Source organism: Paenarthrobacter nitroguajacolicus (assembly GCF_029952445.1).
In the GTDB taxonomy this organism is placed as follows: Bacteria; Actinomycetota; Actinomycetes; order Actinomycetales; family Micrococcaceae; genus Arthrobacter; species Arthrobacter nitroguajacolicus_B.
The window spans coordinates 43,426-58,271 of the sequence record NZ_JAQPPK010000015.1; the positions used below are offsets into that span (position 1 = coordinate 43,426).

Consider the following 14,846-nt stretch of genomic DNA (forward strand, 5'->3'; position numbering starts at 1 on the left):
CGTTTGTGTGACGTCGCGGGTGCCCTCGTCATGCGTGGCCGCGCCTGGTACATCGGCGATGCTGACAATGTGCCAGGGCTGGCGGCTGAATCGTTGATTATCAAAATCGGCTAAAACGTCGCACGTTTGAGTGTCAACACGACTGACTCATACCCCGAGGTTCCGTGGTCGCTGATCAAACGGATGCGGGATTGCCTCGCGCATCACTACGAGGGCACGGACTACGACGCGGTCTGGGACACCCTTGTAGCTGACCTGCCAGCGATAAAGAATCACATCAGCCCGATTATCTAGCTCCTTCTCATGAGCTCCAGTCAAGTCGAACCTCGTCGGTACGAAACCGGGTCCTTTTTTGCCCAGTATGCTTCCTGTCCTGCTGTCAGACAGCGAATGCTACCACCGAGTAACGTTTGACTTGAAATTCCCGCCGTTTTAGGCATGTGGAGGTTGCGGAACGGTTACAGTTTGGCCAGCATGTTCCAACATCCGGACACAATGTGGGTAGGCTTACACTCACATGTAGGCAACGTCACAGTAGGAAACTGTGCCTTGCCTGGGGGAAACCACGAAACTTCCCCTGACCATCTTCCCGACTCATAGGAGGCGGAATGCGTTTCTCGCGCACTTCCAAAGCTCTAGGCGTAGCGGCGATCATCGCCCTCGCAGTGACCGGTTGCGGCGGCGGCGGCGGCAGCAACACGAACAGCTCAGCCGCAGCTGACCCCAACAAGGTCATCTCCGCATACAGCAACGAACCGCAGAACCCGCTGCTGCCGGCCAACACCAACGAGGTGTACGGTGGCCGCGTCGTCGAGTTGCTGTTCGAAGGCCTTCGCGCCTACGACTCCGACGGCAAGCCGGTCAACGCCTTGGCGGATTCGATTGAGACAACCGACTCGCAGAACTGGACCATCAAGGTCAAGTCCGGCGCCAAGTTCACCAACGGTGAGGCCATCACGGCCAAGACCTTCGTTGACTCCTGGAACTTCGCCGCACTGAGCACCAACCTCCAGAACAACGGCTTCTTCTTCGAGTCCATCGAGGGTTACGCCGACGTCAGCGCGGTCAACGAGACCACGGGTGCTGACGGCAAGAAGACCTCCACCCCGGCGCCGACGGCACAGACCATGTCCGGTCTCGCTGCGAAGGACGACCAGACCATCACGGTCAAGCTCTCCCAGCCGGAAGCTGACTGGTCCCTCCGTCTTGGCTACTCCGCCTTCTACCCGCTTCCCTCCGAGGCCCTGAAGGACCCGAAGAAGTTCGGCGAGAACCCGATCGGCAACGGCCCGTACAAGTTTGAGAAGGAAGGCGCCTGGGTACACGACCAGTCCATCTCCCTGGTCAAGAACGCTGACTACAGCGGCCCGCGTGCAGCCAAGAACGGTGGCGTGACCTTCAAGTTCTACACCGATCCGGGCCCCGCATACACGGATCTCCAGGCTGACAACCTCGACGTCACCGACGTCGTGCCTTCGAACGCGCTGAAGACCTACACCACGGACTTCCCGGATCGTAACTCAACCCGTCCGAACGCCAACAACTCCACCCTGAACATCCCGGGCTACAACCCGAACTTCCAGGGTGAAGCAGGAACGCTGCGTCGCCAGGCTCTGTCCCACGCCATCAACCGTGAAGAAATCACCAAGGTCATCTTCAACGGCACGCGTACCCCGGCCACCGAGTTCACTGCACCGGTGCTCGACGGCTACAACGACTCCATCCCCGGCAGCGACGTCCTGAAGTTCGACGTCCAGAAGGCCAAGGATCTGTGGGCACAGGCTGAGAAGATCAAGCCCTACGACGGCTCCAAGCCGCTCCTCATCGCCTCCAACACTGATGGTGGCAACAAGGAATGGATCGACGCCGTTGCAAACGGCTTCAAGAACAACCTCGGCATCCAGGCTGAAATCCAGCCGTTCGCCAAGTTTGCCGAAGTCCTGGACCTGCGCAAGTCGCAGTCCCTCCCGGGTCTGACCCGCGCCGGCTGGCAGGGTGACTACCCGTCGCTGTACAACTTCCTGGGACCGGTATGGGCCACCAACGCATCGTCCAACTACGAGAAGTACTCGAACCCTGAGTTCGACAAGCTGCTCAAGGAAGGCCTTGCAGCCAAGACGCCCGAGGACGCCAACAAGAAGTTCAACCAGGCACAGGAAATCCTCTTCAAGGACCTCCCCGGCCTGCCGTTGTGGTACCGCGCAACCCCGATCGTTTGGAGCAACAATGTCGTCTCAGCCGAAACCGGCTGGAACGGCGGCATCCGTTACTTCGACATTGAGGCCAAGTAGTCCTCAGGATCTGAACTTGCCGTAAGGCAATGGGGGTCCGGCCAACGCGCCGGGCCCCCCTTGCTTGCTTGGCAGGAAGGCACACATGAAATTCCAACGCCCAACAAATGGAGAGGGGTGACCGGTGGTTCGCTTCATATTCCGCAGGCTCCTCCAGGTCATCCCGGTTTTCCTGGGGACCACGCTCCTCGTGTATTACATGGTCTTCGCCCTTCCCGGCGATCCCATCGCCGCGCTCTTCGGTGAGCGCCAGCCCCCGCAAAGCGTCATCGACGCACTGCGCGCCCAATACAATCTGGACCAGCCGTTCTGGGTTCAGTACGGGCTCTTCCTCAAGAATCTGTTCACCTTCAACCTTGGCGTCGACTTCACGCAGCAGCCCATCGCAGCTGCGTTGGCCAGGGCTTTCCCCGTCACTGCCATGCTGGCGATTGAAGCCCTCATCATCCAGGCCGTCTTTGGCATCGCCTTCGGCGTTTTCGCCGGGCTGAAGAAGGGCAAGCTGTTTGACTCCACCGTCCTCGTCGTTTCGCTGCTGGTGATCGCCGTGCCGACGTTCGTTCTCGGCTTCGTTTTCCAGCTCGTCTTCGGCGTCCAACTCGGCTGGGCCAAACCAACCGTGGGCGCGAATGCGGACTGGGGCAACCTGATTCTTCCGGCAGTGGTCCTGGGACTCGTCTCCTTCGCCTACGTCCTTCGCCTCACGCGAGCGTCAGTCAGTGAAAACATGAACGCGGACTACGTCCGTACGGCCACCGCCAAGGGACTTTCCCGTCCGCGCGTTGTGATTGCCCACATTCTCAGGAACTCGTTGATTCCGGTGGTGACCTACCTGGGTGCCAACCTCGGCGGACTCATGGGCGGTGCCATCGTCACGGAGGGCATCTTCAACGTGCCGGGAGTGGGAAACAAACTGTTCCAGGCCATCCAGCGCAGCGAGGGCCCCACCATCGTAGCCATCGTCAGCGTCCTGGTCCTGGTCTTTGTTATCACCAACCTCCTGGTTGACCTCCTGTACGCCTGGCTTGACCCGAGGATCCGCTATGACCAGTAATACTGAACACTTTGTGGCTCCCGTCGAGGAGACACCGCTTCTGGCAACCGACGCTGTCAAGACAGATCAGGCGCCACTGAGCCTTTGGGCTGATGCATGGCGCAAGCTGCGCCGCCGGCCCCTCTTCATTGTCTCCTCATTGCTGATCCTCCTGCTTGTGACGGTGGCTCTGTTCCCGGGTCTCTTCACCAGTGTTGAGCCCAACAACGACTGCCAGCTGTCCAACTCGGAGGGCGCGCCCACTGCGGGCCACCCGCTTGGATTTACCTTGCAGGGCTGCGACGTCTACTCCCGGGTCATCCACGGCACGCAAGCATCATTGTCCGTAGGCGTCCTGTCCGTTCTCGCCGTCGTTATTATCGGTGTCACCTTGGGTGCGTTGGCTGGTTACTACGGCGGCTGGCTGGATGCCGTACTGGCCCGCCTCGGTGACATCTTCTTCGCGTTGCCGATCATCCTCGGTGCCCTGGTTATCACCCAGCTTCCGCTGTTCCGCGAGAACAGGAGCGTCTGGACCGTGGTCATGACCATATCCCTGTTGGCGTGGCCTCAGATGGCGCGTATCACCAGAGGCGCGGTCATTGAAGTACGCAACGCGGACTTCGTCACGGCCGCCCGGTCGCTGGGCGTCTCCAAATTCGGTGCCTTGGTAAAGCACGCCCTGCCGAACGCCCTCGCTCCGGTGATCGTGCTGGCAACTCTCGAACTGGGCGTCTTCATCGTCCTCGAAGCCACATTGTCGTTCCTTGGTGTAGGGCTGCCAGGCAGCGTGATGTCGTGGGGTAACGACATCTCCGCGGCCAACGCGTCCATCCGCACCAACCCCGGAATCCTGCTCTATCCGGCAGCTGCCCTGTCCATCACCGTCCTGAGCTTCATCATGCTTGGCGACGCCGTCCGCGATGCTCTTGATCCCAAGAGCCGTCAGCGCTAAGGAGGCGAACATGACTTCTGCCAACATCAGAATTGATGAAGCCACTGCACCAGTACGGCCCATCCTGGAGATCAAGGACCTGGCCATCACCTTCAAGACCGGCTCCGGTGAGGTCAAGGCGGTAAAGAACGCCCACTTGACCATCATGCCGGGCGAGACGGTCGCCATCGTGGGTGAGTCGGGTTCAGGAAAGTCGACGACGGCGCTGGCCGCCATCGGCTTGTTGCCCAACAACGGCCGCGTCTCCGGTGGGCAGATTCTGCTCGACGGCGAAGACATCGCCCATGCGCCTGAAAAGCGCATGATCGAACTCCGTGGCAGCCACATCGGCATGGTTCCCCAGGACCCCATGTCCAACCTGAACCCGGTCTGGAAGATCGGCTACCAGGTTCGTGAAACCCTGAAGGCAAACGGTCGTCCGGACGGTCCGGAAGACGTTGCCCGCGTGCTCGCCGAAGCCGGTCTTCCTGATGCGGCACGGCGTGCCAAGCAATATCCGCACGAGTTCTCAGGCGGTATGCGCCAGCGCGCCCTGATCGCCATCGGGCTGAGCTGCCAACCCAAGCTCCTGATTGCCGACGAGCCGACGTCCGCTTTGGATGTCACGGTTCAGCGCAGGATCCTGGATCACCTGGACAAGATGACCACCGAGCTCGGTACTTCTGTACTGCTTATTACCCACGACCTGGGCCTTGCCGCCGAACGCGCGGACAAAGTCATCGTGATGTACCAGGGCAACGTGGTGGAGGCCGGGCCTTCCCTGGAACTGCTCCGCAACCCGCAGCACCCCTACACCCGACGCCTCGTCGAGTCCGCACCTTCGTTGGCTTCGCGCCGAATCCAGGTGGCAAAGGAACAGGGCGTGGAAGCGGAAGACTTGCTGGCTCCCGTAGCTGTTGCCAAGCAACGCTCAACGGATGAAATACTCCAGATCAAGAACCTGCGCAAAATCTACAAGTTGCGCCAGGGCCTCGGTCAGGCGTCCGACTTCGCTGCAGTTGACGACGTCAGTTTCACCGTGAAGCGTGGGACCACCACGGCAATTGTGGGGGAGTCCGGCTCGGGTAAGTCCACCGTGGCCAAGATGGTTCTCCAGCTGGAAAAGCCCACAGAGGGCCAGATCGTTTTCGACGGTGTGGACACCGCTGGGCTCAAAGGCAAGGAACTCTTCAAGTTCCGCCGCCGTGTTCAGCCCATCTTCCAGGACCCCTACGGTTCCCTGGACCCGATGTACAACATCTTCAGGACCATCGAAGAGCCGCTTCGGGTGCACAAGATCGGTAATGCGGCCAGCCGTGAAAAGAAGGTCCGCGAGCTGTTGGACCAGGTGGCTTTGCCGCAGTCCATGATGCAGAGGTACCCGAATGAACTCTCGGGCGGCCAGCGCCAGCGCATTGCGATCGCCCGTGCCTTGGCATTGGATCCGGAAGTCATCATCTGTGACGAGGCCGTGTCTGCACTGGACGTCCTGGTCCAGGCCCAGGTGCTGAACCTGTTGGCCGACCTTCAGGACAACCTCGGGCTGACCTACCTGTTCATCACCCACGACCTCGCCGTAGTCCGCCAGATCGCGGATCACGTCTGCGTCATGGAGAAGGGCAAGCTCGTGGAAACGGGCAGCACTGACGGCGTCTTCGACAACCCCCGCGAGGCGTACACCCAGGCCCTCCTGGACGCCATTCCCGGTGGTTCGCTCCTCCTGCCGCCCGCGGTGGCCTGATCCGGCGTCGTCCTTTGGACGATCCGACAGCAGAAGAGCCGGTGGTCTCCCGAAAGGGAACCACCGGCTCTTGCCGTTAAAGCCGTTGGCCTACTTGGCCGCCGGGGCACTGTCCGGGCGGGCGGCGAGACCCAGCGCGGTGAGCTCTTGCGCCAGGACAACGCCGATCTTTGCGTGCCCTGCTGGTCGCAGATGGACACCGTCCTGAAGGTCTCCGATGGCGTCATAGCGGGTCAGCCAGTCGCCTGCGCTGACGAAAGGAACGCCATGCTTGGCTGCGATCCGGCCCAGGAGGGCATCCACTTCCGTGCGACGTCCGCCTCCGTTGTTGATCCCGCGGGCGAGGGTGCCGATCATCGCCAGGCGTGAGCCCGGGTAGCGGGTCTTCAGGGCGGCAAGCAGCCGGTCCGCGTTGCTGGTGATCTGCGCGTCTGTCGCGTGCTGCGTTGCGTCGTTTCCGCCGCCTTCGATCACGATCAGGGGCGGCTCTCCGTACGGAAGTACCCAATCGCCGCGTTGCAGGGCGTCGATGTAGTTGCCTGTCTTGCCGTTGCCGGCCACATATCCGGTACCGCCCATACCCGCCACGTGCAGCTTGTATCCGAGGGCTGCGACGCCTTGCTGCGGCCAGGAGCCCGCGGGCATGGCCTGGGAGTCGCCGATGATCACTGCAGTGTGGCGCACGTCCGCCAGCACCAATTCGTTGCGGTTGTTCGTCGGGTTTTTGTACAGGGAACCGACAGGGGGAGTCAGGGCGCTGGGTGCAGGAGCGACCCTGAGTGGCTTATCGGAGGCCGCCGTCTGGGCCGGCACGGGCATGGGTGAAAGGGAGGGGGCACTGTTGGGTGCTGGGCTTGGTCCGCAGCCGACCATGAGGACGCCGACGGCGATCAATGGTGCGATCATGCGGAACACGGCCGAAGATTGACGCATTGATTGGTCTCCGTGAGGCACTGGTTCTGCTGCAATCATCGGGCACCGGAGCGGGAAAATCCAGCATCTTGACTTGTGTTTACGAACACGTGACCTGTTGTGATGGACGCCACAATCCGGCGTTCAATGGCTTGCTTTTTAGGCTCAGAAATGCATCTGCGTTTAGACTGGATGCAGGTGCCCTGTGTCCCGGGGTCTTTTCGCTGTGTGTTCCGATCAAGTCGATCAGGTATGCGCGCGGATACAAACAGCTGACTTCACCACTGAATCGAGTCATTACCGCATGTCTGAAACCATCACCAACACTGCGTCGCGGAGCGATCTGCGCAACGTCGCGATCGTCGCACACGTTGACCACGGTAAGACCACCCTGGTCGACGCCATGCTCAAGCAGACCAACTCCTTCGCTTCCCACGGTGAGGTTGAGGACCGCGTCATGGACTCCGGTGACCTGGAGCGCGAAAAGGGCATCACCATCCTCGCGAAGAACACCACGGTTGCCTACAACGGCCCGTCGTCCAACGGCGAGACCATCACCATCAACGTGATCGACACCCCCGGCCACGCCGACTTCGGTGGCGAGGTGGAGCGCGGCCTGTCCATGGTTGACGGCGTCGTCCTGCTGGTTGACTCTTCCGAGGGTCCCCTGCCGCAGACCCGCTTCGTGCTCCGCAAGGCCCTTGCAGCGCACCTGCCGGTTATCCTCCTGGTCAACAAGACCGACCGCCCCGATGCCCGCATCGACGAGGTTGTCCACGAGTCCATGGACCTGCTCCTGGGCCTCGCTTCGGACCTCGCGGACGAAGTTCCGGACCTGGACCTGGACAAGGTCCTCGAAGTTCCGGTTGTCTACGCCGCCGCCAAGGTTGGCCGCGCGTCCCTGGACCAGCCGGCCAACGGCTCGGCCCCTGAGAACGAGGACCTCGAGCCCCTCTTCAAGACCATCATCGAGCACATCCCCGCTCCCACGTACAACCCGGACGGCGTGCTGCAGGCACACGTGACCAACCTGGACGCATCGCCGTTCCTTGGCCGCCTCGCCCTGCTCCGCATCTACAACGGCACTCTCCGCAAGGGCCAGACCGTGGCTTGGGCACGTGCCAACGGTGAATTGAAGAACGTCAAGATCACCGAACTGCTGGCCACCAAGGCGCTCACCCGCGTGCCTGCCGAAGAGGCCGGTCCCGGTGAAATCGTCGCTGTAGCCGGTATCGAGGAAATCACCATCGGTGAAACCCTCACGGACGCCGAGAACCCGCAGCCGCTTCCGCTGATCACCGTGGACGATCCCGCGATCTCCATGACCATCGGTATCAACACCTCGCCGCTGGCCGGCAAGGTCAAGGGCGCCAAGGTCACCGCCCGCCAGGTGAAGGACCGCCTGGACAAGGAACTGATCGGTAACGTCTCCATCAAGGTTCTCCCCACCGAGCGTCCTGACGCGTGGGAAGTCCAGGGTCGTGGCGAACTCGCCCTGGCCATCCTGGTGGAGCAGATGCGTCGCGAAGGCTTCGAACTGACCGTCGGCAAGCCGCAGGTTGTTACCAAGACCATCGACGGCAAGATCCACGAGCCGATGGAACACATGACCATCGACGTGCCCGAAGAGTACCTCGGCGCCGTTACCCAGCTCATGGCTGCCCGCAAGGGGCGCATGACCAACATGGCCAACCACGGAACCGGCTGGTGCCGCATGGAATTCATCGTTCCGGCCCGTGGCCTGATCGGTTTCCGCACCAAGTTCCTCACGGACACCCGTGGTGCCGGTATCGCAGCTTCCATCTCCGAGGGCTACGAGCCGTGGGCCGGCCCCATCGAATACCGCACCAACGGTTCGATGATCGCCGACCGCGCCGGTGTTGTTACCCCGTTCGCCATGATCAACCTTCAGGAACGCGGCTCCTTCTTCGTGAAGCCCACGTCCGAGGTTTACGAGGGCATGATCGTCGGCGAGAACTCCCGCGCAGACGACATGGACGTCAACATCACCAAGGAAAAGAAGCTCACCAACATGCGTGCTGCTTCGTCCGACACCTTCGAGAACCTGACGCCGCCGCGCGACCTGACCCTCGAAGAGTCCCTCGAATTCGCCCGTGAAGACGAGTGCGTCGAGGTGACCCCGGAGGATATCCGTATCCGCAAGGTCATCCTGGACTCCAACGAGCGCGCCAAGGCCAACCGCGCCCGCGCCAAGGCATAGCCCGCAGGCTTCTGAAGCCTTCAGGTACATCTTGATGAAGAGAGGAGCCGCCAGTGCGGTCCGCGGCATTGCCGTGGCCGTACCGGCGGCTCTTTTCGTCGCTGCGGCAGGAACCGCCCTGCACCGGCAAACCGTCCAGTGGGCCGGCGTCGAGGTTTTCTGGGGCGTTGCTGCGGCCTTGCTGCTGCTGGCGTCGGTGCAGTTGTGGCTGGCTGCCTGGTCGCGTTCAGTCGTCCCGACGGCGGTGGCAGGCGTGGTGGGCTATGCCGCCGTCGGCCTTTTGTCCGCCGCGGGTCCCACCAAGCAGCTGGTGCTGGGAGACGCCGTTGGAAACGTTTGGGTCTTCGGGATCGGGGCAGTGACGCTGGTCATGCTGGTGGCGGCAAGCCGGGTCCGGGCCGCGAAGCCTGCCGCCGCGGCGGTGGCGGGGGAACCTCTTTCGCGGCGATGACCATCGCCAGGGGAATTTCGACGTCGGCTGTGCGGGTCCGAACCGTGCAGACGGCGTCGTCGCTGCCCAGCAGGTAGCCCAAAGCGTCGGTGAGTCCGTCGTCGATCCTGTAGCGCACCACCACCCTGGTGCCCGGCGTTGCGTTGAGCAGGAATTGTCGGGGAGGCAAGTGTGGGGGATTCACCGTTTCATACTAAGACGCGAGCTAGGTTGGCGTGATCGCACTGTTGGATAATAGGCTCAGAAGTTGAGTGCCCGGCATGATGCCGGCAGTATTACCCGGCCATTGCCGGGACAAACCGTGGAGAGGTCTGGGACGTGACGTACGTAATCGCGCAGCCGTGTGTGGATGTCAAGGACAAGGCATGTATTGAAGAGTGCCCTGTCGACTGCATTTACGAAGGTGAGCGTTCCCTCTACATCCACCCCGACGAATGTGTCGACTGTGGTGCCTGTGAACCCGTATGCCCGGTAGAGGCCATCTACTACGAGGATGACACCCCGGAAGAGTGGGCCGACTACTACAAGGCCAACGTCGAGTTCTTCGATGACCTCGGTTCCCCGGGTGGTGCAGCCAAGATCGGCAACACGGGCAAGGACCACCCCTTCATCGCTGCCCTGCCCCCGCAGAACCAAGACCACTAAGGGCGGTAGCTAGGTTGATTTCAGCGGCACCGGCTTTCGGCCTGAACCTGCCTGACTACCCTTGGGAAGCCATGGCACCCTATGTTGCCAAGGCAGCCCAACACCCTGGCGGTGCGGTGAACCTGTCCATCGGAACGCCGGTGGATCCGACGCCCGGACTGATCCGGGATGCGCTGTCCAACGCCGCGGATGCCCACGGCTATCCGACGGTTCACGGCACGGAGGCATTGCGCCAGGCTGTAGTGGACTGGTTCGCCAGCAGGCGCGGCGTGCCGGGACTGGATCCCAAGGACGTCATGCCTACCGTGGGTTCCAAGGAACTTGTGGCGTGGCTGCCGTTCCTGCTCGGACTGAGCGCCGGTGACGTCGTCGTCCGCCCTACGGTCGCTTACCCCACCTATGACATTGGTGCCACGCTGGCAGGTGCGACGGCGGTTGCTGCCGACGACCTGGACGAACTCGATCCAGCCACCCGTGCCAAGGTCCGTCTGGTCTGGATCAACTCCCCGGGCAACCCGACAGGCAGCGTCCGCGACGTCGAGTCGCTCCGCCGGATCGTGGGCCAGGCCCGCGAACTGGGGGCCGTGGTGGCTTCGGACGAATGCTACGCCGAACTGGGCTGGGGCGAATGGGATGCCCAGCGTGGGGGAGAAGCTGTACCGAGCATCCTGGATCCACGTGTTACCGGCGGCTCCACAGATGGATTGCTGTGCGTCTACTCGCTGAGCAAGCAGTCCAACCTTGCCGGTTATCGGGCGGCTTTCGTCGCTGGTGATTCCGCGATCATGGCCAATCTGGTCAACAGCCGCAAGCATGCGGGCATGATTGTTCCTTTCCCGGTCCAGGAAGCCATGCGGGTGGCTCTGGGCGATGCCGGCCACGTCCTCGCGCAGAAGGATCTCTACAGGGCTCGCCGCGAGCGGATCGTCCCTGCCCTGGAGAAGTTCGGGCTCCAGATCCACGAGTCCAGGGCCGGGCTGTACCTGTGGTCCACGGCCGGTGAGGCTACTTGGGACACCGTTGCACGGTTCGCGGACCTTGGCATTGTGGTGGGCCCCGGAGTTTTCTATGGCGATGCCGGCAATGGATTTGTCCGGGTAGCCCTGACCGGCAGCGACGAGCGAATCGATGCCGCCGTTGAGAGGCTTGTCGCCAACGCATAACAATGCTGTGACTTGCACCACTATTAGCGTCATTCCGCCAGTAACCGGAGGCTACGGATTAGTTCCGCAGGGTTACTGGCGGTAGCTTTTTAACTGACTATCAATGGTGGCCTTCTCCAAGAATGCACTTCGGCCGTTGGAGCCCTGCAACAGCGGGGCCGAAGGCGGCGGCACCAGAAGGTGGTTGACAAGCGTTCGATAGAGGCCCAAAGGCCTCATGAAGGGGACTCCATGACTGAGACCACCAGCGCGACACTGCGCCATGCCGGCGGCGAACTCGAACTGCCGCGCATCAAGGTTGTAGAAGGAAACGAAGGCTACGACGTTTCCAAGCTGCTGAAGCAGACGGGCGCCGTTGCCTATGACCCCGGCTTCATGAACACAGCGGCCACCACCTCGGCCATCACTTACATCGACGGCGACGCAGGCATCCTGCGGTACCGCGGTTACCCCATCGAGCAGCTCGCGCAGCACTCGAGCTTCCTCGAAGTTTCCTACCTGCTGATCTACGGCAACCTTCCCACTCCCACGGAGCTGGAAGAGTTCGACCAGAAAATCCGCCGCCACACGCTTCTGCATGAGGAACTCAAGGGTTTCTTCGGCGGCTTCCCGCGCGACGCGCACCCCATGCCGGTGCTGTCCTCAGCTGTTTCGGCCCTGTCCACGTTCTACCAGGACTCGCTGGATCCCTTCAACGCCGAGCACGTTGAAGTTTCGACCATCCGCCTCATGGCCAAGCTGCCGGTGATTGCGGCTTACGCGCACAAGAAGTCCATCGGCCAGCCGATGCTGTACCCGGACAACTCCATGAACCTGGTGGAGAACTTCCTGCGCCTGAGTTTCGGCCTCCCGGCTGAGCAGTACGAAATGGACCCGGTAGTCGTCAAGGCGCTGGATCTGCTGCTCATCCTGCACGCCGACCACGAGCAGAACTGCTCCACCTCCACAGTGCGTCTGGTGGGCTCCTCGAATGCGAACCTCTTCGCATCGGTATCCGCAGGAATCAACGCCCTCTTTGGTCCTGCCCACGGTGGCGCCAACGAGGCCGTCCTGAAGATGCTCCGCCAGATCCAGGCCGACGGCATCAAGCCCGAGGATTACATGGAGAAGGTCAAGAACAAGGAAGACGGCGTCCGCCTCATGGGCTTCGGACACCGTGTCTACAAGAACTACGATCCCCGCGCCAAGATCATCAAGGCAACGGCACACGAAGTCCTTGGCAAGCTCGGCGGCAACGACGAACTGCTGGACATTGCCATGCGCCTCGAAGAGAAGGCGCTGGCGGACGACTACTTCATCCAGCGCAAGCTGTACCCGAACGTCGACTTCTACACCGGCCTGATCTACAAGGCCATGGGCTTCCCGGAGAAGATGTTCACCGTCCTGTTCGCCATTGGCCGCCTCCCGGGCTGGATTGCCCAGTGGCGCGAAATGATCAACGATCCCCAGACCAAGATCGGCCGCCCGCGGCAGCTCTACACAGGGGAGCCGGAGCGCAACTACCCGGCCAACTGATAAGCCAATAACGACGGCGGCCGCCTACCTCGCGTGAGGTAGGCGGCCGCCGTCGTTGGTTCCGGCCCGTAACCAGCAACGCGGGGTCACTTATGGCCCATGTTGGGGTCCCCAAAGGGCCATAAGTGACCCCGCGTTGTCAGGAAGCGTTGTAGCCGAATGGATTGTTCTTCTGCCAGCGCCAGTGGTCCTCGCACATCTGGTCCACGGTCTTGGTGGTTGACCAGCCGAGGTCGGCGAGGGCTGAGGAAGCATCGGCCCAGAAGGCCGGGAGGTCACCGGCGCGGCGGCCTGTGATCTCGTAGGGAATCGGCTGGCCCACGGCCTTCTCGAAGGAGCGCAGCACCTCCAGGACGGAAGAGCCGCGGCCGGAGCCAAGGTTCCAACGGCGGACGCCGGCGCGGTCGGCGATGTAGTTCAAGGCTGCCACGTGGCCCTCTGCCAGGTCCACCACGTGGATGTAGTCGCGCTGTGCGGTGCCGTCAGGGGTGTCGTAGTCGCCACCGAAGACCATGAGCTTCTCGCGGCGCCCCACTGCAACCTGTGCGATGAACGGTACGAGGTTGTTGGGGATACCTTGGGGGTCCTCGCCGATGCGGCCGGACGGGTGGGCGCCAACGGGGTTGAAGTAGCGCAGCAGTGCGATATGCCAGCGATCGTCCGCGTTGCCCAGGTCCGAAAGGATGTCTTCGATCTGTTCCTTGGTGCGGCCGTATGGGTTGTTGGCGCCGATTTCCATCTTCTCGATGTAGGGGATGGGGTTGTGCTCCCCGTACACGGTCGCCGACGAGCTGAAGACGATGGAGCGCACGTTGTGCTTGTCCATGGCACGGAGCAGGTTCAGGGTGCCCACGATGTTGTTGTAATAGTAGGCGAGGGGCTCCTGGACGGACTCTCCTACAGCCTTCAGTCCCGCGAAGTGGATCACGGCATCGATCTGGTGCTGGTCGAACACGGCCTCGACGGCGGGCTCATCCACGAGGTCTACCTTGTGGAAGGCCGCGCTCTTGCCCGTGAGTTCGGATACACGGCGCAGGGACTCCTCGCTGGAGTTCACCAGATTATCCAGCACGACGACGTCGTGACCGGCTTCCTGAAGGGACAAGACGGTGTGGGAGCCGATGTAGCCGGTGCCACCCGTGACAAGAATTTTCATGGTCCCTACGCTATCGGAAATCGAAGCCACGCCGCTCAGTGTTGAGCCGTGTGGAAGCACGTTCGTGCTAAAAACAATTAGTGCCCAAAATTGTTGATGCCGAAGCCCGGCGCCAGGAAGTTGTCCAAGCTGTTTTTCGGATCATCGCCAGTGATGGCTTGGAACGGGCATCCCTGAGGGAAGTAGCAGATGAGGCAGGGCTGGCCGTGGGCTCGGTCCGCCACTACTTTGCCAGCAGTGATGAACTCTTGGTCTTCTCTTTCGGGGCAGTTGTAGATCGCATCGCGGGTCGGCTTGAAACAGCACTGACCGCGGTAGAGCAGGAAGTCCCCGGCAGCCAGGAACACCAGGCCGCCGTCCTGAACCTGCTCGGCCAGTTCCTTCCGTTGGACGAAGAACTGGCTGTTGACGCCTGCGTCTGGATGGCCTTCCGGCATGCTGCCCGCATCAAGCCCGTGCTGGCGCCGGAAGCGGAGCGGAGCCACCGGACGGTGGCGGCCGTGGTGGGCCGCCTGATCCTGCTCCTGAACCCCGGGCAGATCGATGCCCAGCAAACCCTGGTCACCGAGGCAGAGCGGCTTCTGGCCACCATGGACGGGCTCTGCATGCACGCGTTGCTGCAGCCCGAGTGGATGACTGCCGAGGTGTGCAGCGACGTCCTGACTGCGCACCTGAGGTCGTTGTCGGCGCTGACGGCGGGCTGATACCGCTTAAACAGTCGTCCTGAGACCAGCATGGGACACGGCAGCCCATCAGGAATAGACTGGGAGATGTCGGTATCCTG

At 62.0% G+C, this 14,846-nt stretch carries 14 protein-coding genes; 11 read left to right on the forward strand and 3 right to left on the reverse strand.

Annotated features, from left to right (window positions below; all coding sequences use genetic code 11):
• Positions 1-126: 126 nt before the first annotated feature.
• The 5 genes from PJL15_RS12625 (at position 127) to PJL15_RS12645 (ending at position 5,999) form a co-directional block, all read left to right on the forward strand.
• Complete coding sequence (locus tag PJL15_RS12625) at positions 127-294, forward strand: HepT-like ribonuclease domain-containing protein (RefSeq protein WP_281451490.1); 168 nt, start codon at positions 127-129, stop codon at positions 292-294.
• Positions 295-608: 314 nt separating this feature from the next.
• On the forward strand, positions 609-2,291 hold the full coding sequence (locus PJL15_RS12630; RefSeq protein WP_281451491.1) for a peptide ABC transporter substrate-binding protein: 1,683 nt from the start codon (positions 609-611) through the stop codon (positions 2,289-2,291).
• A 124-nt stretch (positions 2,292-2,415) separates the two neighbouring features.
• Positions 2,416-3,345, forward strand: a complete 930-nt coding sequence (locus PJL15_RS12635; protein WP_281451492.1) for an ABC transporter permease — start codon at positions 2,416-2,418, stop codon at positions 3,343-3,345.
• Positions 3,335-4,279, forward strand: a complete 945-nt coding sequence (locus PJL15_RS12640; protein ID WP_189013448.1) for an ABC transporter permease — start codon at positions 3,335-3,337, stop codon at positions 4,277-4,279. Before PJL15_RS12635 ends, PJL15_RS12640 begins: the two co-directional genes overlap by 11 nt.
• Positions 4,280-4,289: 10 nt before the next feature.
• Positions 4,290-5,999, forward strand: a complete 1,710-nt coding sequence (locus PJL15_RS12645; RefSeq protein WP_281451493.1) for a dipeptide ABC transporter ATP-binding protein — start codon at positions 4,290-4,292, stop codon at positions 5,997-5,999.
• A 90-nt stretch (positions 6,000-6,089) separates the two neighbouring features.
• Here the strand turns inward: PJL15_RS12645 and PJL15_RS12650 are convergent, their stop codons facing one another.
• Complete coding sequence (locus PJL15_RS12650; RefSeq protein WP_281451494.1) at positions 6,090-6,932, reverse strand: SGNH/GDSL hydrolase family protein; 843 nt, start codon at positions 6,930-6,932, stop codon at positions 6,090-6,092.
• 283 nt (positions 6,933-7,215) lie between these two features.
• Here PJL15_RS12650 and typA point away from each other — a divergent pair, with 283 nt between their 5' ends.
• Both typA and PJL15_RS12660 read left to right on the forward strand, forming a co-directional pair.
• Positions 7,216-9,132 carry a translational GTPase TypA gene (gene typA, locus PJL15_RS12655; protein ID WP_281451495.1) on the forward strand — a complete coding sequence of 639 codons (1,917 nt, stop codon included), beginning with the start codon at positions 7,216-7,218 and terminating at the stop codon, positions 9,130-9,132.
• 34 nt (positions 9,133-9,166) lie between these two features.
• Entirely contained in the window at positions 9,167-9,583 is a 417-nt protein-coding gene (locus PJL15_RS12660; protein WP_281451496.1) for a hypothetical protein, read from the forward strand.
• Here PJL15_RS12660 and PJL15_RS22720 read toward each other — a convergent pair.
• Positions 9,501-9,767: a hypothetical protein gene (locus PJL15_RS22720; RefSeq protein WP_432443821.1), complete on the reverse strand. Its 267-nt coding sequence runs from the start codon at positions 9,765-9,767 to the stop codon at positions 9,501-9,503. The genes PJL15_RS12660 and PJL15_RS22720 overlap by 83 nt on opposite strands.
• Before the next feature lie 134 nt (positions 9,768-9,901).
• On the opposite strand from PJL15_RS22720, the gene fdxA reads away from it, so the two are divergent.
• From fdxA to PJL15_RS12675, 3 genes are all read left to right on the forward strand, one after another.
• Positions 9,902-10,228: a ferredoxin gene (gene fdxA, locus PJL15_RS12665; protein ID WP_018776555.1), complete on the forward strand. Its 327-nt coding sequence runs from the start codon at positions 9,902-9,904 to the stop codon at positions 10,226-10,228.
• A 14-nt stretch (positions 10,229-10,242) separates the two neighbouring features.
• Positions 10,243-11,391 carry a succinyldiaminopimelate transaminase gene (dapC, locus tag PJL15_RS12670; protein ID WP_281451497.1) on the forward strand — a complete coding sequence of 383 codons (1,149 nt, stop codon included), beginning with the start codon at positions 10,243-10,245 and terminating at the stop codon, positions 11,389-11,391.
• A 231-nt stretch (positions 11,392-11,622) separates the two neighbouring features.
• Positions 11,623-12,906 carry a citrate synthase gene (locus tag PJL15_RS12675; protein WP_024817462.1) on the forward strand — a complete coding sequence of 428 codons (1,284 nt, stop codon included), beginning with the start codon at positions 11,623-11,625 and terminating at the stop codon, positions 12,904-12,906.
• A 139-nt stretch (positions 12,907-13,045) separates the two neighbouring features.
• Here the strand turns inward: PJL15_RS12675 and galE are convergent, their stop codons facing one another.
• On the reverse strand, positions 13,046-14,062 hold the full coding sequence (gene galE, locus PJL15_RS12680) for a UDP-glucose 4-epimerase GalE (protein ID WP_281451498.1): 1,017 nt from the start codon (positions 14,060-14,062) through the stop codon (positions 13,046-13,048).
• 80 nt (positions 14,063-14,142) lie between these two features.
• Between galE and PJL15_RS12685 the strand changes: the two genes are divergently transcribed.
• On the forward strand, positions 14,143-14,766 hold the full coding sequence (locus PJL15_RS12685) for a TetR/AcrR family transcriptional regulator (protein ID WP_281451499.1): 624 nt from the start codon (positions 14,143-14,145) through the stop codon (positions 14,764-14,766).
• Positions 14,767-14,846 lie beyond the last annotated feature (80 nt).